The organism is Lentisalinibacter sediminis (assembly GCF_040706615.1).
In the GTDB taxonomy this organism is placed as follows: domain Bacteria; phylum Pseudomonadota; class Gammaproteobacteria; order Steroidobacterales; family Woeseiaceae; genus Lentisalinibacter; species Lentisalinibacter sediminis.
This window is the reverse complement of the sequence record NZ_JAPDRF010000005.1, coordinates 206,750-223,830: the sequence shown is the minus strand read 5'-3', so window position 1 is coordinate 223,830 and position 17,081 is coordinate 206,750. Positions and strand designations below refer to the sequence as shown.

The following is a 17,081-nucleotide window of genomic DNA, read 5'->3' as shown; positions in this document are numbered from 1 at the left end:
CCGCGCACAGTTAGTCCCCGCCGCCGTCCAACGCGTCCCACAGATAGGTGTAGATCAGCGCCTCTACCCGTGCCCTCTGTGCGTTGTCCGCGGCTCCCGCATGACCGCCGACCGTGTTCTCGTAGTACAGGACGTCGTGCCCCAGCGACTCCATCCGCGCCACCATCTTGCGCGCGTGAGCGGGGTGCACCCGGTCGTCCCGGGTGGAGGTCGTGAAGAAGGCCCGCGGGTAGTCCGCCTCCGGATCGAGATTGTGGTAGGGCGAGTATTCGGCAATGAAGTCCCAGTCGCCGGTGTCCGGGTTGCCGTACTCGCCCATCCAGGAGGCGCCGGCAAGCAGCTTGTGGTAGCGCTTCATGTCGAGGAGCGGCACCTGCACGACCACGCCGCCGAACAGATCGGGGCGCTGGGTTAGCATGACGCCGGTGAGCAGGCCGCCGTTGGAGCCGCCGCGGATGCCGAGATGCTCGGGTGCGGTGATGCCCCTTTCCACCAGATCTTCGGCCACCGCGATGAAGTCATCATAGGCGCGCTGGCGGTTCTCGCGCAGCGCCGCACGATGCCAGCGCGGGCCGTATTCGCCGCCGCCGCGGATGTTGGCCAGCGCGTAGGCACCGCCGCGGGCGAGCCAGCTCGAGCCCAGGACGGCGCTGTAGGAGGGCGCCATACTCACCTCGAAACCGCCGTAGCCGTACAGCAGTGTGGGCGTGCCGCCGTCGGCCTCGAAGCCGGCGGGCAGCACCAGGAAGTACGGCACCCGGGTGCCGTCGCGGCTGGTGGCGAAGTGTTGCTCCACGCGCATGCCGGCCGTGTCGAAGTAGCCCGGCAGCGAGCGCACTTCGCCCGTCTTGCCGCCGCCGTCGCGGGCGAGGTAGAGCGTGTCGGGGGTGAGGAAGCTCTCGTAGCGGAAGAAGAACCAGTCCGACGTTTCGGTGGCGCTCACCAGCGTGATGTCGCCGTCCTCCGGTGCCTCGATCCGCTGGCGGGTCCAGCGGCCGTCCTCCCGGCCGAAGCGGGTGAGCCGGCTGACCACGTCGTTGAGTTCGTTCACCACCAGGTGACTGCGCGTGCGCATCACGCCGGTCGCCGAACCGCTGACGATCGCCGTCGCGGGGCCGGGCTCTATCAGCATCTCGAAGTCCGGCTCGCCGTCCATGAATGCCGCGAAGTCCGTGGCGAGCAGTGCGCCCTGGGGATACTCCCGGCCGGCGGGCGACCAGGCGCTCTTCAGCTCCACGATCATCTGCCCGTCCAGTATGCCGTGCATTTCGGCGTCTTCCGGTATGTCGATCTTCGTGAGCTCGCCGTCGCGGTAGAGATAGCGTTCGGTGGTGAAAAAGGTCCGGGCACGGCTGGCGATGTCGTAGTGCCGCTCGCCGTCGCGAAGGCGGACGACGCTGACGGCCACATCGGTCGTCTTGCCGGCGAAGATCTCCGGCGCCTCGGCCAGCGGCTGGCCGCGGCGCCACCGCCGCGCGGTGCGCGCATAGCCGGAGTCGGTCAGACTGCCCGGCCCGAAGTCCGTCCCTGCGTACAGGGTGTCCCCGTCGGCCCAGCTCACCACGTGCTTCGCCTCTTCCAGCCGGAAGCCGTCGTCGACGAAGCGCCCGGCTACGGTGTCGAATTCACGCACGACCGTGGCGTCGGCGCCGCCCCTGGAGAGGTGCACGAGGCAGCGGCGGTATTCCGGCGGCAGGCAGCTCGCGCCCTTCCAGACCCAGTCCTCGTCTTCGCGCCGGGCGAGTGCGTCCAGGTCCAGCAGCACCTCCCAGTCGCTGCCGCCCTGGGCGTAGTCGTCCAGCGTCATGCGGCGCCAGAGGCCGCGGCGGTTGTCCGCGTCCTGCCAGAAGTTGTAGACCAGCCCGCCGCGCAACGCCGGTTCGGGAATCCGTTCGTCAGAATCCAGGATCTCCAGGCTGCGCTCTTGCAGTGGCCCGAACAGCGGCCGCGACTCCAGGTAGCCGAGGGAGGCCTCATTGCGTCCCTCCACCCACGAGAGCGCCCGTTCTCCTGCCACTTCCTCGAGCCAGATCCACTTGTCATCGCAGGGGTCATCGCAAGGGTCATAGCACGGGGCTTCGGGCGTATCAGCGCTCATGGTGTCTCCTGCCGGCAGCGGCCCCGCTGCCGTCATCCAGATCGCAAGAAGTGCCGCCATTCCCCGCGTCGCGTTGCGCATGGGTCACGTTTTCTCCGTCCCGCGAAAAAGGACGAATCCTAACATCGCCGACGGCTACCGCAGCAGCGTGTCAGTGCGGCCGCCGGAACACCAGGAAATGCTGCTGCGGCAGGAAGTCCTCGTTGCGGACGAACTCGAAGCCGGCCGCCTCGAGCTCGCGCCGCGCCTGCGCCTCGCTCATCTTGTGCAGGCGCTTGATCGGCACCGAGCGATCCTCGGCGCGGTATTCGACCAGTACCAGGAGGCCGCCCGGCCGCAGTGCGCGCAGCAGGCCCGCGGCCATCTCCCGCGGATGCGAAAACTCGTGGTAGGCATCGACGATCAGGGCCAGGTCGACGGCCGCCTCGGGCAGGTTCGGGTCGGTGACGCTGCCGCGGACACCGCGGACGTTTTCCACGCCCTCCTCGCGCCCGCGCTCCTCGATGATGGCGAGCATCTCGGGCTGGATATCCACGGCCAGTACCTCTCCCCGGGGCACGGCCGGCGCGATACGGAAGCTGAAGTAACCGGTCCCGGCGCCGACGTCCGCGACCACGTCGTCCTCCGCCAGCGGCAGATTCCGGACCAGGAGATCGGTGCGCTCCTCCTGCTGCCGCGACGGCCGCTCCAGCCAGCCGGCGCCCAGGTGGCCCATGACATGGGAGATCTCTCGCCCCATGTAGAACTTGCCGATCCCGTCGCGGCTCGGCGTCCCGTAGCGGTAGGCACCGCCGCCGGCCTCTGCCGCCGCGCCCGCGAGGTGCGTGCCGGCGAACAGGAATACGGCGGCTGCGAGCAACGCCACGCCGAAGCGCATGCGGACTGCGTGCATTGCGAAACTCCTAGCGTCTGCGCCCGTTCCAGTCCGGGCGCTCGAGGCGGTGGATGATTACGTCGATGTCCTTGACCCGCGCCTCGCCCCAGGGCCGCTCGCCGAGTTTCTCGGCCACCCGGATGGACGCGCGGTTGTCGGGATGGATCAGACTGATCACATGGTCGTGATCCAGATTGTCGAAACACCAGTCGAGGGCGGCTTCGGCTGCCTCCGTGGCGTAGCCGCGGCCGGCGTATTCCGGGCCGATGAGCCAGCCGATCTCGAAGCCGGGCCAGCCCTCCGGATAAATGAAACCGACGCGGCCGAGGAAGGTGCCGTCCCGCCGGTCTTCCACGGCGAACAGTCCGTAACCGCGAATCTGCCAGTGGCCCAGCATCCATGCGATCTGCCGCCAGGTCCCCTCGCGGTCGAGCGGGCCTCCCATGTAGCGCATGTGCGCTTCGTCGGCATGCATGCGAGCGAGCGCGTCGAGGTCGCGTTCCTCGGGCAGCCGCAGCAGCAGTCGTTCGGTCTCGAGTCTCATCGTCGCGGCCCTCCCCGGAGCAGCATAGGCGCAGAGCAGGGCCGCCGCCAGCACTGCCCCGCTATCCCGGCCGCCACTCCTCGCGGGTGATGGCCCAGCGCTCGTGATCCCGCCAGCGCCCACGGATCTTCAGATAGCGCGGCGAGTAGCCCTCGAGGCGGAAGCCGAGGGCGCCAACCAGCCGCCGGGACGGCTCGTTGCCCGGCTGGATATTCGCTTCGAGACGGTGCAGCCGATGCACCCTGAACGCCCGCGTGATGACCCTGCGCATGCCAGCGCGCATGTAGCCGCGTCCCGTCCAGGGGAGGAAGGCGTAGTAGCCCAGGTAGCCGCTGCGGAACACGCCCCGGACGATCTCGTTGACGTTGATGACGCCGGCGATGCGCTCGTCCGCCGTCATCACGAAATAGCCCAGGTTGCTGTCCTGCTGCAGCCGGTCGAGGTAGGCCCGGTAGCCGGCCAGGGAATCCGGCGCGACCACCCAGGGCCCGTGCAGGTCCCGGCTGAGCCGCACGGCAGTGAGGAACTCGCCGGCCATGCTGCGCTCCGGCCGCCGCAGGGTTATTGCCGGTTCCGGCTCGGGCTCCGGCCGCTGCGGGGCGGTCGCGCCCGGCCTATTTTGCATCCTCGATCATGCGCTGCATGGCCGCCTCGACCTCCCCGGCCACTTCCGCGAGCTCCGGCTGGTCCGACAACTGTCCCAGCATCTCCTTCGGGCTCAGCAGGCCGATGCGGGTACGACCGTCCTGCTCGTAGACGGACACCCGGCACGGCAGCGCCATGTTCATGCTCATGTCACTGGAGAGCACCTTCTGCGCCTGCTGGGGATTGCAGACTTCCAGCACGCGGCACTCGTTCTCGATGGGTGCGCCCTTCTCCTTCAGGGTCGCCTTCAGGTCGTAGATGTGCAGCACGCCGAAGCCGTGTTTCTTTACCGCTTCCTGCAGATCCGCGGTGGCCTGCTCGACGCTTTTCGACGATTCGGTGATCTGTTTCACGGGGTACCTCCTTGCCTCCTGCGGTGTGCCCATTGAAACACGCCGCCGTACACTGCGGCACTACGTAGTGCTACCGGTGATCGGCGTCGGGTCCCGACCCGGGTACCGGCCATAGGGGACCGTCACGGACCGTGGGTGCGGTCGCCTCCGTTCTGCCCCGCAGCGCTCCCTCGGACTCCGCGCCGGGTTCGCGGGCGTGCCAGCCGTCCAGCCAGGCGACGATGCGGTCGAGGTGCACGAGATCCTTCCTGACCCGGTAGGGCTTCATCTCGTACAGGCCGATGCCCTCTTCCGCCGCCCTTACGTACGCCTGCACGTCGCGCAGCGCGGCGATGACGGGGATCTCCAGCGATTCCAGGAAGCGGGTCAGCTTGATGAAACTGCGGGTATTGCGACGGATGCGGTTCGCGACCACGGCCACGTTGCGGCGCCGCCGGTCGACGCCGGCACCGATCAGCAGCTCGCCGATGAACCGGGCCGTAGCGTGGATGTCGATGGCCGAGGGCATCACCGGGATGATCAGGCTGGTGGCGTCCCGGGTCAGCTGCCGCAGCGCGTCCCGGTCGAGACCGGCCGGCGAGTCCACGATGAGCGTCTCCGCCTCTTGCGGCACGCGCAGCTGCCAGCTCTGCGTCGCCGCCATGTTGCGCTTGTACGCGGCGATGCCGTGCACGGGCGGCGCCTCCGCCGGCCTTCGTTCCAGCCAGCGGATGGCGGAGCCCTGGGGATCACAGTCCATCAGCGCCGGCCGCGGTCCCCGGAGGGCGTAGTGACTGGCGAGGTTGGTCGCGATCGTGGTCTTGCCGCAGCCGCCTTTCGTGTTCAGGACGACGATCCTGTTGAGGCCGGGACGCGTCGGGATGGTGAGCATGGGATGGCGGATGATGACTCCGATGGCAGCGCGACGAACGCCCGACTATAGCGGAGGCGGCCGTTCGTTTTCAGTGTCGGGCGTCGCCGCAACCGGATTGTCCCATCCTCGGAGGCACTGTCGGTGCCCTCAAAACGCGCCGTCAGAGGGCGATCCAGATGGTGCTGGCGCGGGCCACGGGCTCCCCGTCCGCCGTGTAGATGGCCGATCCCGCGTAGTGCTTGCGCCCGGACCTGCGGATGGGCCAGCCGGCGACGACGCAGGGCTGGCCGGCCGGCAGCGGCGCCGCGATCTGCACCGTTATGGTGCCCAGGACGACCGGAGCCGGATTGCGTCCCATCGCGCCGAAGCCCGACGGGCAGTCCAGGGCGGACCAGAGATAGACGGGCCGTACGTGGCCCGACTCGTCGGCCAGCGTGTCCGCCGGCTGCCAGGGCGCCGCCACCCGTTCGGCGCCCGGGACGGGACCGGGATAGATGCACAGTCCGCCGTCCGCCGGGCTGCGCGCCGGGCCACAGACAAAGCAAGTGGGGAACGTGTGGGCCTCGAAGCCGAGATAATCCCTTGCAGCCGCGCTGGCTTCCGCGAGGGTCGGGGCCGGCGGCAGTTCGCCTTCGATCGCGCCCGGCCGCGCGCTCGCGACAACGGTCTCACCGTCCAGGAGTTCGCCCCCAGCCAGGCGCAGCGTCAGCGGCCGGTCGAGGGGTGGCGGCCTGTGCAGGCGCACCTCAGGCGTGCCGGGCAGGCGGGTGCCCAGCAGTCCTGCGCTGTAGCCGCCGTTGCCCGACTCCGGCGGCCCGCAATGCCGGGTGTCGATGACGACCGTCTCCCGCGTCTCTCCGCGCGGCCCGCTCACAGCGATTCCAGGTAGGCGTCGGCCTGACGGTCCGCCCGCTCCCACGCCCCGCGCACGGGCGTGCAGCTCACCTCCGGGATGCCGGTGGGCTCCGCCGCGCCCAGGGTTTCCCGGTAGGGTATGGACCACTTGTCGTCGGCAAACAGGCTGGGCCAGAGGAACGGGTTCCACCAGGGTCTGGCGGTGGCGCGATAGAGTTCGGCCTCCGGCGCACCGCATTCGATGCGGTACTGCATGAACAGCGCGACGCTGTCCGTGTAATCGCGCCCTTCGTCCAGCGCTTCCCGGTCGGCCCAGTGGCCGTCGGAACTCTCCAGCGTGATCTCCGTGGCGAACCAGCCGAGACTCCAGCCGGCGATGAGCAGGCCGCCGCCGATCAGAACCCCCGCGGTGAGCAGGAGTTCGCGCCGCTGCTGGCGGCGCTGGGTATCGCGCAGCCGGGCGGCGATGCGCGCGCGGCTCTCGCGGCCGCTCATGCCAGACGGCTCCCGTCGGCCACCGGACTGTCAGGCACGGCCAGAACGACGCTGCCGTCAGTCTGCACGAAGCCCGTCACCAGGCACTCCGACATGAACGGACCGATCTGTTTCGGGGGGAAGTTGGTCACCGCCAGCACCTGACGGCCCACCAGCTCGTCAGGCTCGTAGCGCTCGGTGATCTGCGCCGAGGAGCGCCGCACGCCCACTTCGGGGCCGAAGTCGACGGTGAGCTTGTAGGCGGGCTTGCGGGCCGCCGGGAAGGGCTCCACCCGTGTCACTGTCCCCACCCGCAGTTCCACCTGCTCGAAATCCTGCCAGCTGATCGGCTTCATGAATTGCCTTCGCGGTCTGACGAGGGCACCGGGTCCCGCTTGCGCCGGAACCCGAGCCGGTGCCGCTTCGACTCCTGCACCAGCATCTCCGGCGGCGTGGACGTGCGCCCGCCGGCGAGCGAAGTGAGCCGCATCCGGATCATCTGCTGATCCATGAACTCGTAATGGGCGAGGTGGACCAGTATTCGCTCGCCGTCCTGACGCGCCAGGCGAAGCTTGTCCTGGTCGACCACCTCGAGCGCGGCGATGTCATCCCGCCGCATCAGGACGTAGCCGACGCCGCCATCGACCGGGCCCTCCACCCAGTCCGTGCCGAATCGCAGTCGGGCTTTGCTGGCCGAACCGAACAGGGAGACGCCTGCGCCGAGGATGACGGAGGCTGCCGCCGTGAGGAAGCCGGCGGCGCCGTCCCCGGTCAGCAGCAGCGCCACGCCGATACCGACGATGAGACCGGCGATGCTGCCGGAGACGGTGGCGGCGACCAGGCGCGCCTTGTTCGGATAATAGACCGCGCTGACGACCTCGTCGGGTTCCAGTCTGGCGCTGTCTCTGTCCCCGGCCATGCCGCCGAGGATAACGGATGGGGAATCAGAACAGGTAGTGATCGACGAGCAGCGCCGTGAACAGCGCCATGAGATAGGTGATGGACCAGGAGAAGGTGCGCATCGGCAGTGACGGGTCGTCACTGACCTTCATGCGCCAGGCGTACCCGAGGAACACCCCGCCCAGCACCAGCGCGCTGGCGAGGTAGAGCGGGCCGCTCATGCCCGTGAGCCAGGGCAGCAGCGTGACCATCACGAGCAGGATGGTATAGAGCAGCACGTAGAGGCGGGTGAACTGCTCGCCGTAGGAGACCGGCAGCATCGGGATGCCCACCTTCGCGTACTCGTCCTTGCGGGCGATGGCCAGCGCCCAGAAGTGGGGCGGCGTCCACACGAAGATGATCAGGAACAGGATCAGCGCGTGGGCGTGCACCTCGCCGGTGATGGCCGTCCAGCCGAGCACCGGCGGCGCGGCGCCGGCGGCGCCGCCGATGACGATGTTCTGGGGCGTCGCATGCTTCAGGAATACCGTGTAGATGACGGCATAGCCGATCAGCGAACAGAAGGTCAGCACCGCGGTCAGGGGATTGACCCCGAACCACAGAATGAGCATGGACACCGCCGACAGCGCGCCGGCGAAGGCGAACGCCTGGGGCTCGGACACCGTGCCGGTGGGCAGCGGCCGGTGCTGGGTGCGGGCCATGATGGCGTCGAAGCGCGCGTCCAGGATCTGGTTCACCGCGGCGGCCCCGGCGCTGGCCAGACCGATGCCGAGCGTGCCAAGGATCAGCGCCACCGGATCCGGCAGTCCCGGCACGGCCAGGAACATGCCGACGATGGCGGTGAACACGATCAGCGCCACCACGCGGGGCTTGGTGAGCTCGTAGTAATCCCGCCAGTGGACGGGGCGGCTTCTCTCGAGAGTCTGTGCGTCAGTGTTCGGCATGCCGGACCAGATGGTTGTAGTTGAGCAGCGCCAGCAGCAGGAGCGCGGCGCCGGCGTTGTGAGCAGTCGCGAGTGAGAGCGGCAGTGAATAGTGAATGATACCTATACCGATCGCCAGCTGCACTGCCAGTGCCCCCAGCAGGAAAGCTCCGGCCCGGCGCAGGGCCGGCGGGCGGCCGCCGCCCAGCGCCGCGATCGCGAGGCCGCCGAGTACCAGCGTGACCACGAGCGCGCCGATGCGGTGGACATAATGGATGGCGGTGCGGGCCGGGCTGTCCAGGATGCCACCCTCGTAGTCGATGCCGAGGCCGTGCCAGGGTCGGAAGCCCTCGGCGAAGTCCATCTCCGGCCACCACTGGGTCTGGCAGGTGGGGAAGTCCGGGCAGGCCAGGGCCGCGTAGTTGGTGCTGGTCCAGCCGCCCAGGGTGATCTGCACGCCGAGCAGCACGAGCCCGGCCACTGCCAGCGTGCGCAGCCGACGCGGGACGCGGATCACCGGTCCGGCCGGCTCCGGTCTGATCACGCCCAGCGTCAGCCAGAACAGCAGGCCCAGCGTCGTCAGGCCGCCCAGCAGGTGCAGCGTCACGATGAACGGCTTCAGAAGCAGCGTCACGGTCCACATGCCCAGCAGTGCCTGGGCGACGATGACGCCGGCCAGCGCGAGGGGCAGGCGCACCGGCTGCGCCGGGTCCCGCCGGTTGGCCCAGGCGGCCGCGGCGATGGCGAATATCATCAGGCCGAGCGCGCCCGCGAAGTAGCGGTGGATCATCTCCCGCCAGGCCTTGCCGTGGTCCACCGGGCGCTCCGGGAAGGCGCCGGCGGCAAAATCGAGCTGCTCGGCGGTCTTCGGCACGGTCAGCGTGCCGTAGCAGCCGGGCCAGTCCGGGCAGCCGAGGCCGGCGTCGGTGAGGCGCACCCAGGCGCCGAGCACGACCACGCAGAGGGTCAGCACGGTCGCCGCCGGGACGAGTACGCGGTAGATTCTTGCCGCTCTGTTCATGGTCCTGTCTCTTCGATCCTGTGTTCCGGTTTCATCCGATCCGCGAGATCTTCAGCAGCTTCTTCAAATCGTCCTTGATGTCTTCCGGGTCCGCATCGGTGGGGAAGCGCATCATCAGGTTGCCGAGCGGGTCGATGAAATAGATCGCCGCTTCCCGGGACGGCAGGGCGTCGGCCAGCGCCGGGTTGTCGTCCAGCGCGGCGCTGGTCAGGCCGGCCTGGGTGCGCTGCAGCCAGTCTGCGGCCGGCGGCTCGGTGCCGGAGAGGTAGAGCCGCTCCACCCGGTCGGCCTCCGCGCCCAGCGCCAGCCGGATCTGCCGGATCTTGATGATCTCCTGGCGGCAGGTCTCGTCGCAGGGCTCCGGGTTCACGTACAGCATGGTCCAGTGATGGCGCCAACCGTCCGGCGGAATGCTTTCGCCCGCCAGCGTCTCGATGGGCACCTCCGGCAGTACCACCACCGGCTCGATCAGCATGCCGTGGTTGGTCTGGCCCGGCGGACTCCAGTCGTCCACGCCGTAGTACAGGTACATGGCCAGGGCCAGCGGTCCCAGGAAGATCACTGCCAGCAGGATGAACTGCAGGCGGCCTCGTCGTTGCTCTTTCTGTTCGTTCATTTCCGTTCGTTCGTCCGTCGTCTCGCCCGAGGCCGCCAGCCCGGCTACTCGTTGCCACTCGCGGCCTGCGGCCGCCGCCTGACGTTGACCACCACGTAGATCACCGCGAGCGCCGCCGCCAGCGCGAACCACTGGACCGCGTAACCCAGGTGCCGGGACGCCGGCATTCCGCCAGGCTCCCATTCCCGCCGGAAACCGTCGGCGGCCTCCGGCGCGAGCAGCAGCACCCAGGGCGCCACCGGGTGCGACAGCGCCGCCGAGAGCTCCGGGATGTCCGGGAACTGGCGCACCGACGGCCAGGCACCGGCGGCACCGTCGCCACCGCCGAGGTCGAGACCCGCGACCGGCAGGCGGCCGACCCGGCCCTCGATGCGCCGCGTCCCCTCGCCCACCGCGATGTCGGCGGCCGGCCGGCGGCGGGCATCCTGGGCGATCCAGCCCCGGTTCACCAGCAGCAGGCCGCCGCTGTCGAGCCGAAACGGCGTAATCACTAAGAACCCGTTGCGGCCACGGCTCACCATGTTGTCGATCAGGAACTGCCGCTCGCTGTCGTAACGGCCCCGCGCGGTCACCGGCCGGAAGCGGTCCCGGTCGTCTGCGCTCACCGCATCGGCGGCCACGGGCTCGGCGCCGGAGGCCGCGTAGGCCTGCTCCAGTCCCGTCTTGTATTCGTAGCGGGAGAGCTGCCAGACGCCGAGTCCGATCAGCACCGGCATCAGGGCCACCGTCAGCAGGGTGGGTACCAGAGCCGGCCGGAATTCCCGCCGCGTGTCATCGACGTCGCTCATCGCCTGTCCATGGACACGCCCGCTTCCCGGGCGTTCCGCCGCATTCCTCGACAGCGCCTGACCCGCGGGCGGCCTCGCGGCCGGACCGCTATACTTGACGGTCCGGCGGCAGCCCACATATCGAAGCTATGAAACTCCTCGTCATCCTGATCCTCGGCGGGATCATCGCGAGCCTCGGCTCCGGGCTCTTCTACCTGGTCAGCGACAAGGACGGCTCCGGCCGTCTGGTGAAGGCGCTCACTTGGCGCATCGGCCTGTCCGTGGTCCTGTTCATCTTCCTCATCGTCGCCGGGCTCAACGGCTGGATCGCGCCCAACGCCTGATCGCGCCCGGCCGGCGCCGGCCGCGGCCGGCTAGAGCCAATAGACGAAGATGTAGAGGCCCAGCCAGACCACGTCCACGAAGTGCCAGTACCACGCGGTCGCCTCGAAGGCGAAGTGGTGCTTGGCCGTGAAGTGGCCCCGTATCACCCGCAGGAAGATCACGGTCAGCATGATCGCGCCGACGGTGACGTGCATGCCGTGGAAGCCCGTGAGCATGAAGAACGTCGAACCGTAGATGCCCGACTCGAGCGTCAGATTCAGATCCTGGTAGGCGTGCACGTACTCGTAGGCCTGCAGGCCTACGAACACGTAGCCGAGCAGGAACGTCAGTGCCAGGAACAGCGCCGTCATGCCGCGGTTGCCCTCGCGGATGGCGTGGTGGGCGATGGTCACGGTCACGCTCGAGGTGAGCAGGATGGCGGTATTGATCAGGGGCAGACCCAGCGCGCCCATCTTCCGGAACTCGCCGCCGATGTCGGCGGGTCCGTTGGTGGGCCACGTGTCCTCGAAGCCGGGCCACAGCAGCAGATTGGTGAAGAAGTTGTTGCCCTCGCCGTCCAGCCAGGGCAGCACGAAGGAGCGGGCGTAGAACAGCGCGCCGAAGAAGGCGGCGAAGAACATCACTTCGGAGAAGATGAACCACATCATCCCCATGCGGAACGACTTGTCCACCTGGGCGTTGTAGACGCCGCCCTCGCTCTCGTCGATGACGTCGCCGAACCAGCCGAACAGCATCACGACGACCACGCCGATACCCGCGAACATGATCCAGCTGCCGATGTCCGAGCCGTTCAGCCACATCGATACCCCGACCATGAGGAGGAAGAGGCCGACGGTGCCCACCACGGGCCAGTGGCTGCCGTGGGGTACGTAATAGCTGTCTTTGGTCTGTGCCATGGAGATGTCCCGCTGTCTTGACTGGCTGTCTTGTTATGAGCCGGGTTGCGGTGGACGGTCAGTCGTCCGCCGCAGCCACCTGCTGTTCGGTGTCGAACAGCGTATAGGAAAGCGTCACCGTGTCGATATGGGCGGGCAGCGCCCGGTCCACGATGAAACGCACCGGCATGTCCCTGCCTTGCTGAGCCTCGAAGGGCTGGTTGGTGAAGCAGAAGCACTCCGTCTTCGTGAAGTGCCGCGCGGCCACCGGCGGCGACACGCTGGGTACCGCACGGCCGACGGTGCCGTGATTCTGCAGGTTCTTCGCGAAGAAGGTGGTGTCGTAGAGCTTGCCGGGATGCACCTGCAACTTCGTGACGGTGGGCTCGAACTCCCACGGGCCCCGCTGGTTGACCGTGGCGACGAACTCCACCGTGATCAGCCGGTTCTCGTCGGGCTGCTCGGTGACCGTCACGGCTTCGGCATTCGTGCGGCCGCCCAGGCCGGTGATCTCGCAGAACACGTCGTACAAAGGCACCAGGGCGAAGCCGAAGCCGAACATGGCGACGGTCATCACCAGCAGCTGCCAGGACAGCCCCCTGTGGTTCCGCTCGCCGCTGTCTTCCGTCATGGGCTAGCTGCCTCCCTGGCTGCGCAGATACTCGACGAATATGAAGCCGGCGTAGAACCCCACCGCCACCACCGCCAGGATGATGGCGTTGCGCAGGGCCTTGCGACGCTGTTCCGGCTTGCGTTCATCCACGGGCGCTTACTTGACCTCCGGCGCCTGGTCGAAGGTGTGGTATGGCGCCGGCGAGGGCACCGTCCACTCCAGGCCCTTCGGGTTGTCCCAGACCTCCGCCGTGGCGGGTTTGCCGCCGCGCGCGCAGGAAACGACGATCCAGACGAACAGCAGCTGGGACAGGCCGAAGCCGAAGGCCCCCACCGTCGCCAGCAGGTTGAAATCGGCGAACTGGGTGGCGTAGTCGGGGATACGCCGCGGCATGCCCGCCAGGCCCACGAAGTGCATCGGGAAGAAGGTCATGTTCACGAAGATGGTCGTAAGCCAGAAGTGCCACTTGCCCAGCGTCTCGTTGTACATGTGCCCCGTCCACTTCGGCAGCCAGTAGTAGGCGGCCGCCATGATGGCGAAGATGGCGCCCGGTACGAGGACGTAGTGGAAGTGCGCCACCACGAAGTAAGAGTCGTGGTACTGGAAGTCCGCCGGCACGATGGCGAGCATCAGGCCGGAGAAGCCGCCGATGGTGAACAGAAACAGGAATGCGATGGCGAACAGCATTGGCGTCTCGAAGGTCATCGAGCCCCGCCACATCGTCGACGTCCAGTTGAAGATCTTCACGCCCGTCGGCACGGCGATCAGCATGGTGGAGAACATGAAGAACAGCTGCCCGGTGAGCGGCATGCCGACCGTGAACATGTGGTGCGCCCAGACGATGAAGGACAGGAACGCGATGCTGGCTGTCGCATACACCATGGAGTCGTAGCCGAACAGCGGCTTCCGGGAGAACGTGGGGATGATCTCCGAGATGATGCCGAAGGCCGGCAGGATCATGATGTACACCTCGGGATGGCCGAAGAACCAGAAGATGTGCTGGAACATCACCGGGTCGCCGCCGCCGGCCGCGCGGAAGAAGCTGGTGCCGAAGAACTGGTCGGTCAGTAGCATGGTCACCGCGCCGGCGAGCACCGGCATGACCGCGATGAGCAGGTACGCGGTGATCAGCCAGGACCACACGAACATGGGCATCTTCAGCAGCGTCATGCCGGGCGCGCGCATGTTCATGATGGTCACGATGATGTTGATCGCACCCATGATGGAGGAGATGCCCATCAGGTGGACGGAGAAGATCAGCAGCGGGAAGGCATCACCGGTCTGCAGTACCAGCGGCGGATACATGGTCCAGCCGCTGGCGGGTGCGCCGCCCGGCACGAACAGCGTGGCCAGCAGGATCGTGAAGGCCGCCGGCAGGATCCAGAACGACCAATTGTTCATGCGCGGCAGCGCCATGTCCGGCGCGCCCACCATCATGGGGATCATCCAGTTGGCCAGGCCGACGAAGGCCGGCATCACCGCGCCGAAGATCATGATCAGGGCGTGCATCGTGACCATCTGGTTATAGAAGTCCGGGTTGACGAACTGCAGGCCCGGCTGGCCCAGCTCCGCCCGGACGATCAGCGCCATCGCGCCGCCCACGAAGAACATGAGCAGGCTGAACACTAGGTACATCGTGCCGATGTCCTTGTGGTTCGTGGTGAACAGCCACCGCCGGATGCCGGTCATCTCCGGGCCGTGATGATGGTCGTCGTGGTGTAGCGCGTCGGTTGCACTGCTCATACGGATGGCTCCTGGTTTCCTGCCGGGGCTCCGCTCGGGCCCCGGCGCTCGTTCCTGTCTGTTCTGCTGCGGGCGCCTGTCGCCGCGGTCACTCGGCCGCCGGCGCCGCGGCCAGCTTCGGGCTCACGCCCTGCTCTTCCTGGCGGGCGGCGACCCAGCCCTCGTACTCGGCCCGATCGAGCACCTCCACGACGATCGGCATGAAGCCGTGGTCCTTGCCGCAGAGTTCGGCGCACTGGCCGCGGTACACGCCGGGCTCCTCCGCCCGGAACCAGGCCTCGTTGATGAAGCCGGGGATCGCGTCCTTCTTGATGCCGAAGTCCTTCATCCACCATGCGTGGATGACGTCGTTGGAGGTGATCAGCACCCGGACCTTGGCGCCGACCGGCACCACCATGGGGTTGTCCACCTCGAGGAGGTAGTTCGGCACGCTGGCCGGGTCGATACCCGAGCCGAGCCGGCGCGCCTCGTTGCTCGAGCGGGCCAGGTTCGAGTAGAACTCCACACCCTCGTCCAGGTATTCGTAATGCCACTTCCACTGGTAGCCGGTGACCTTCACCGTGATGTCCGGGTTGCGGCTGTCCTCGATCTTCACCAGCGTCTCGGCCGAGGGGATGGCCATGCCGATCAGGATGCCGATCGGGATGACGGTCCAGATGATCTCCGCCTTCGTGGAGTGGGAGAACTTCGCCGGCTCCACGCCCCGGGACTTCCGGTGCAGGACGAGCGCGATGATCATCCAGCCGAACACGAAAACGGCGATGGCGCAGCACACCAGGAAGATGAGCATGTGCAGGCCGTAGATGTCGCGGCTGACCTCGGTCACGCCCTGGGGCATGTTGATCTTCGACTCCGCCAGCGCGGCCGCCGAAGCCGGGAGGGTCAGCAAGAAGAGGGAGATTTTTCTGATCATCGGTCTGTTGTCCTGCCGGCCGCGGCCGGTGTGGTCATCCTGTCACGGTTGCGCATCCTGCTGCGCCCCGCGGTCGTCGTCCGGCGCCGCCGGCTCTGCCAGTACTCGCTTCAATCTCTCTCCGAGCCCACGACGCTCGGCGTCGGTCAGGAATTCCCCGACCGCGCACCAGCGCCCGTGGGCGCCGATCTCCAGCCTGCCGGGCGCGCCGGCTCGCCGGCCACCGGCATAGCGTACCCGCGTCCAGGCCCGCAGGAAGCGCTGGTCACGCCGTTCCCGGCCCCGCAGACGGCTGACGAGTACCTCGTCCGGCCCGACGTCGATCAGGTCACGGTCGCGGCCGCGTCTCATGCTCAGCCAGAGCGCCGCGCCTAGCCCGGAGAGTTCCAGCCCGGCCATCGGCAGCACCGGCCAGTAACCCATCGCCGCGAAGCCGCCGGCGACCGTCATGGAGACCGCCAGGATCGAGACGAAAAAGAGCGTTGCCGTGCGGGAATCCAGGGAACAATTCGGCTTCAGTTCGAAGCGGTGCAACTGGATAGATCCTGCAGCTGATCCTGAATTTCCCTGGTCCTCGGTCCGCCGGTCCGGACCCGCCGGACCGCGGACACGGGAGTCTAAAGAAACGGCCTTCCGGGTGCAACTGCGCAAGTGGCTTTCCATCTCGAATTAATGTTGATAAATCATGGAATTGCGGCAAGCGATGGCCGAGGTGCCTGAACTTCCGTGATGTTTCGATTATCGGGGCGCCCGCCCGCCGTGCAAGAGACCGGGTCACCACGTCTCAAGTGCGTCTCATTATCTGTTGCGGACTGATGCGTACCGCGCCGTCGGCATCGGCCCCGGGCAGCCCGCTGCCGCCCCAGCAGTGGCCGTAGACCAGTTCGACGGTCAGCGGCAGGCGGCCGTCTTCCCCACGCAGCCTTCCCCAGGCGTCTGCGAGGCGCCGAAAGCGTGCGGGCGTCGCCAGTCCCCGGCCGCGGCCGGCCAGCGTGTTGCGGGCACCCGCCGCGGTGAGGTCTCGCCACAGCGCGGCAGGCTCCGCATAGGTCACGGTGAGATGCTCGACGTCGAGTACCGGGTCGCGCAGGCCCGCACGGACCAGCGCATCGCCGAGGTCGTGCATGTCCGGGAATGCCTGCACGTGTTCGCCCTCATCCAGCGCCCGCCAGGCGTCGCGCAGCTCCCGGAAGCTGTCCGGGCCCAGGCTGGTGAAGGTGAACAGACCCTCGGGGCGCAGCACGCGGGCGGTCTCCGCCAGCACCGGAGCCGGATCGGCGAACCAGGGCAGCAGCAGGTTGGCGAACACCATGTCGAAGACCCGGTCGCGGAAGGGCAGGCGGGCGGCATCGCCGGCCACCTCGTCGCGGCGGGCGAAGCGGCTGTGGCTCCGTCGGGCCGCGGCGAGCCGGGCCGGCGAGAGGTCCAGCGAGACCACGCGGCAGCCCCGGTAGCGGCGCGCGAGTTCTGCCGAGGCGCGGCCGGTGGCAGCGCCGGCGTCCAGCACGCGCCGTGGCCGGATGGCGGCGAGATTCAAGCGGGAAAGCAGTTCCTCGCGGGTCCGGGCCGACAGGAAGTCGTCCGCCCCGGCCACGCTGGCGTCGGTGCGGCGGCGTACCTCCCGGCGGCGCGGGGCGGAGGCGGCTGGTCGGTCGGGCACATCCATGAG

At 68.1% G+C, this 17,081-nt stretch carries 22 protein-coding genes; 1 reads left to right on the top strand and 21 read right to left on the bottom strand.

Features of this window, described 5'->3' with window-relative positions:
* Positions 1-10: 10 nt before the first annotated feature.
* The 14 genes from ACJMKX_RS11410 to ACJMKX_RS11345 form a co-directional block, all read right to left on the bottom strand.
* The gene (locus ACJMKX_RS11410) at positions 11-2,098 is read right to left on the bottom strand and encodes a prolyl oligopeptidase family serine peptidase (RefSeq protein ID WP_405225189.1); all 2,088 of its coding nucleotides are present in this window, start codon (positions 2,096-2,098) and stop codon (positions 11-13) included.
* A gap of 151 nt (positions 2,099-2,249) precedes the next feature.
* Positions 2,250-2,990 (bottom strand): class I SAM-dependent methyltransferase, encoded by a 741-nt coding sequence (locus ACJMKX_RS11405; RefSeq protein WP_405225186.1) that lies wholly within the window; start codon positions 2,988-2,990, stop codon positions 2,250-2,252.
* 10 nt (positions 2,991-3,000) lie between these two features.
* A complete protein-coding gene (locus ACJMKX_RS11400) occupies positions 3,001-3,516 on the bottom strand; it encodes a GNAT family N-acetyltransferase (protein ID WP_405225183.1) in 516 nt (171 codons plus the stop codon).
* A 61-nt stretch (positions 3,517-3,577) separates the two neighbouring features.
* Positions 3,578-4,141, bottom strand: coding sequence for a GNAT family N-acetyltransferase (locus tag ACJMKX_RS11395; RefSeq protein WP_405225180.1), 564 nt, complete (start codon positions 4,139-4,141; stop codon positions 3,578-3,580).
* Positions 4,131-4,514, bottom strand: a complete 384-nt coding sequence (locus ACJMKX_RS11390) for a DUF302 domain-containing protein (protein ID WP_405225177.1) — start codon at positions 4,512-4,514, stop codon at positions 4,131-4,133. Before ACJMKX_RS11390 ends, ACJMKX_RS11395 begins: the two co-directional genes overlap by 11 nt.
* Positions 4,515-4,584: 70 nt before the next feature.
* Complete coding sequence (locus ACJMKX_RS11385; RefSeq protein WP_405225174.1) at positions 4,585-5,385, bottom strand: nucleotide-binding protein; 801 nt, start codon at positions 5,383-5,385, stop codon at positions 4,585-4,587.
* A gap of 142 nt (positions 5,386-5,527) precedes the next feature.
* On the bottom strand, positions 5,528-6,241 hold the full coding sequence (locus ACJMKX_RS11380) for a hypothetical protein (protein WP_405225171.1): 714 nt from the start codon (positions 6,239-6,241) through the stop codon (positions 5,528-5,530).
* Positions 6,238-6,717 carry a hypothetical protein gene (locus tag ACJMKX_RS11375; RefSeq protein ID WP_405225168.1) on the bottom strand — a complete coding sequence of 160 codons (480 nt, stop codon included), beginning with the start codon at positions 6,715-6,717 and terminating at the stop codon, positions 6,238-6,240. Before ACJMKX_RS11375 ends, ACJMKX_RS11380 begins: the two co-directional genes overlap by 4 nt.
* Positions 6,714-7,052, bottom strand: coding sequence for a tRNA-binding protein (locus ACJMKX_RS11370; protein ID WP_405225165.1), 339 nt, complete (start codon positions 7,050-7,052; stop codon positions 6,714-6,716). Before ACJMKX_RS11370 ends, ACJMKX_RS11375 begins: the two co-directional genes overlap by 4 nt.
* On the bottom strand, positions 7,049-7,615 hold the full coding sequence (locus tag ACJMKX_RS11365; protein ID WP_405225162.1) for a hypothetical protein: 567 nt from the start codon (positions 7,613-7,615) through the stop codon (positions 7,049-7,051). The genes ACJMKX_RS11370 and ACJMKX_RS11365 overlap by 4 nt, the downstream gene beginning before the upstream one ends.
* 25 nt (positions 7,616-7,640) lie before the next feature.
* Complete coding sequence (locus tag ACJMKX_RS11360) at positions 7,641-8,540, bottom strand: heme o synthase (protein ID WP_405225159.1); 900 nt, start codon at positions 8,538-8,540, stop codon at positions 7,641-7,643.
* The gene (locus ACJMKX_RS11355; RefSeq protein ID WP_405225156.1) at positions 8,527-9,540 is read right to left on the bottom strand and encodes a COX15/CtaA family protein; all 1,014 of its coding nucleotides are present in this window, start codon (positions 9,538-9,540) and stop codon (positions 8,527-8,529) included. The genes ACJMKX_RS11360 and ACJMKX_RS11355 overlap by 14 nt, the downstream gene beginning before the upstream one ends.
* A gap of 31 nt (positions 9,541-9,571) precedes the next feature.
* Entirely contained in the window at positions 9,572-10,156 is a 585-nt protein-coding gene (locus ACJMKX_RS11350) for a hypothetical protein (RefSeq protein WP_405225153.1), read from the bottom strand.
* Positions 10,157-10,200: 44 nt separating this feature from the next.
* On the bottom strand, positions 10,201-10,944 hold the full coding sequence (locus ACJMKX_RS11345; protein WP_405225151.1) for an SURF1 family protein: 744 nt from the start codon (positions 10,942-10,944) through the stop codon (positions 10,201-10,203).
* 128 nt (positions 10,945-11,072) lie between these two features.
* Here ACJMKX_RS11345 and ACJMKX_RS11340 point away from each other — a divergent pair, with 128 nt between their 5' ends.
* Positions 11,073-11,267, top strand: a complete 195-nt coding sequence (locus ACJMKX_RS11340) for a twin transmembrane helix small protein (protein ID WP_405225148.1) — start codon at positions 11,073-11,075, stop codon at positions 11,265-11,267.
* A 30-nt stretch (positions 11,268-11,297) separates the two neighbouring features.
* On the opposite strand, the gene ACJMKX_RS11335 is transcribed toward ACJMKX_RS11340, so the two are convergent.
* The 7 genes from ACJMKX_RS11335 to ACJMKX_RS11305 form a co-directional block, all read right to left on the bottom strand.
* Positions 11,298-12,164 (bottom strand): cytochrome c oxidase subunit 3, encoded by an 867-nt coding sequence (locus tag ACJMKX_RS11335; RefSeq protein WP_405225146.1) that lies wholly within the window; start codon positions 12,162-12,164, stop codon positions 11,298-11,300.
* A 58-nt stretch (positions 12,165-12,222) separates the two neighbouring features.
* Positions 12,223-12,774: a cytochrome c oxidase assembly protein gene (locus ACJMKX_RS11330; protein ID WP_405225143.1), complete on the bottom strand. Its 552-nt coding sequence runs from the start codon at positions 12,772-12,774 to the stop codon at positions 12,223-12,225.
* 3 nt (positions 12,775-12,777) lie between these two features.
* Positions 12,778-12,906, bottom strand: coding sequence for a hypothetical protein (locus ACJMKX_RS11325; protein ID WP_405225140.1), 129 nt, complete (start codon positions 12,904-12,906; stop codon positions 12,778-12,780).
* A gap of 6 nt (positions 12,907-12,912) precedes the next feature.
* Positions 12,913-14,499 (bottom strand): cytochrome c oxidase subunit I, encoded by a 1,587-nt coding sequence (gene ctaD / locus ACJMKX_RS11320; RefSeq protein ID WP_405225137.1) that lies wholly within the window; start codon positions 14,497-14,499, stop codon positions 12,913-12,915.
* Positions 14,500-14,587: 88 nt separating this feature from the next.
* Complete coding sequence (gene coxB / locus ACJMKX_RS11315) at positions 14,588-15,412, bottom strand: cytochrome c oxidase subunit II (RefSeq protein ID WP_405225134.1); 825 nt, start codon at positions 15,410-15,412, stop codon at positions 14,588-14,590.
* Between the two features lie 42 nt (positions 15,413-15,454).
* A complete protein-coding gene (locus tag ACJMKX_RS11310) occupies positions 15,455-15,946 on the bottom strand; it encodes a DUF2244 domain-containing protein (RefSeq protein ID WP_405225132.1) in 492 nt (163 codons plus the stop codon).
* A 250-nt stretch (positions 15,947-16,196) separates the two neighbouring features.
* Positions 16,197-17,078, bottom strand: a complete 882-nt coding sequence (locus ACJMKX_RS11305; protein WP_405225129.1) for a methyltransferase domain-containing protein — start codon at positions 17,076-17,078, stop codon at positions 16,197-16,199.
* Positions 17,079-17,081 lie beyond the last annotated feature (3 nt).

Excerpts from the sequence above, each read along its gene's own strand:
- ACJMKX_RS11410 (WP_405225189.1), bottom strand. The coding sequence starts at position 2,098 with ATGAGCGCTGATACGCCCGAAGCCCCGTGCTATGACCCTTGCGATGAC.
- ACJMKX_RS11405 (WP_405225186.1), bottom strand. The coding sequence starts at position 2,990 with ATGCACGCAGTCCGCATGCGCTTCGGCGTGGCGTTGCTCGCAGCCGCC.
- ACJMKX_RS11400 (WP_405225183.1), bottom strand. The coding sequence starts at position 3,516 with ATGAGACTCGAGACCGAACGACTGCTGCTGCGGCTGCCCGAGGAACGC.
- ACJMKX_RS11395 (WP_405225180.1), bottom strand. The coding sequence starts at position 4,141 with ATGCAAAATAGGCCGGGCGCGACCGCCCCGCAGCGGCCGGAGCCCGAG.
- ACJMKX_RS11385 (WP_405225174.1), bottom strand. The coding sequence starts at position 5,385 with ATGCTCACCATCCCGACGCGTCCCGGCCTCAACAGGATCGTCGTCCTG.
- ACJMKX_RS11375 (WP_405225168.1), bottom strand. The coding sequence starts at position 6,717 with ATGAGCGGCCGCGAGAGCCGCGCGCGCATCGCCGCCCGGCTGCGCGAT.
- ACJMKX_RS11370 (WP_405225165.1), bottom strand. The coding sequence starts at position 7,052 with ATGAAGCCGATCAGCTGGCAGGATTTCGAGCAGGTGGAACTGCGGGTG.
- ACJMKX_RS11365 (WP_405225162.1), bottom strand. The coding sequence starts at position 7,615 with ATGGCCGGGGACAGAGACAGCGCCAGACTGGAACCCGACGAGGTCGTC.
- ACJMKX_RS11360 (WP_405225159.1), bottom strand. The coding sequence starts at position 8,540 with ATGCCGAACACTGACGCACAGACTCTCGAGAGAAGCCGCCCCGTCCAC.
- ACJMKX_RS11355 (WP_405225156.1), bottom strand. The coding sequence starts at position 9,540 with ATGAACAGAGCGGCAAGAATCTACCGCGTACTCGTCCCGGCGGCGACC.
- ACJMKX_RS11350 (WP_405225153.1), bottom strand. The coding sequence starts at position 10,156 with ATGAACGAACAGAAAGAGCAACGACGAGGCCGCCTGCAGTTCATCCTG.
- ACJMKX_RS11345 (WP_405225151.1), bottom strand. The coding sequence starts at position 10,944 with ATGAGCGACGTCGATGACACGCGGCGGGAATTCCGGCCGGCTCTGGTA.
- ACJMKX_RS11340 (WP_405225148.1), top strand. The coding sequence starts at position 11,073 with ATGAAACTCCTCGTCATCCTGATCCTCGGCGGGATCATCGCGAGCCTC.
- ACJMKX_RS11335 (WP_405225146.1), bottom strand. The coding sequence starts at position 12,164 with ATGGCACAGACCAAAGACAGCTATTACGTACCCCACGGCAGCCACTGG.
- ACJMKX_RS11330 (WP_405225143.1), bottom strand. The coding sequence starts at position 12,774 with ATGACGGAAGACAGCGGCGAGCGGAACCACAGGGGGCTGTCCTGGCAG.
- ctaD (WP_405225137.1), bottom strand. The coding sequence starts at position 14,499 with ATGAGCAGTGCAACCGACGCGCTACACCACGACGACCATCATCACGGC.
- coxB (WP_405225134.1), bottom strand. The coding sequence starts at position 15,412 with ATGATCAGAAAAATCTCCCTCTTCTTGCTGACCCTCCCGGCTTCGGCG.
- ACJMKX_RS11305 (WP_405225129.1), bottom strand. The coding sequence starts at position 17,078 with ATGGATGTGCCCGACCGACCAGCCGCCTCCGCCCCGCGCCGCCGGGAG.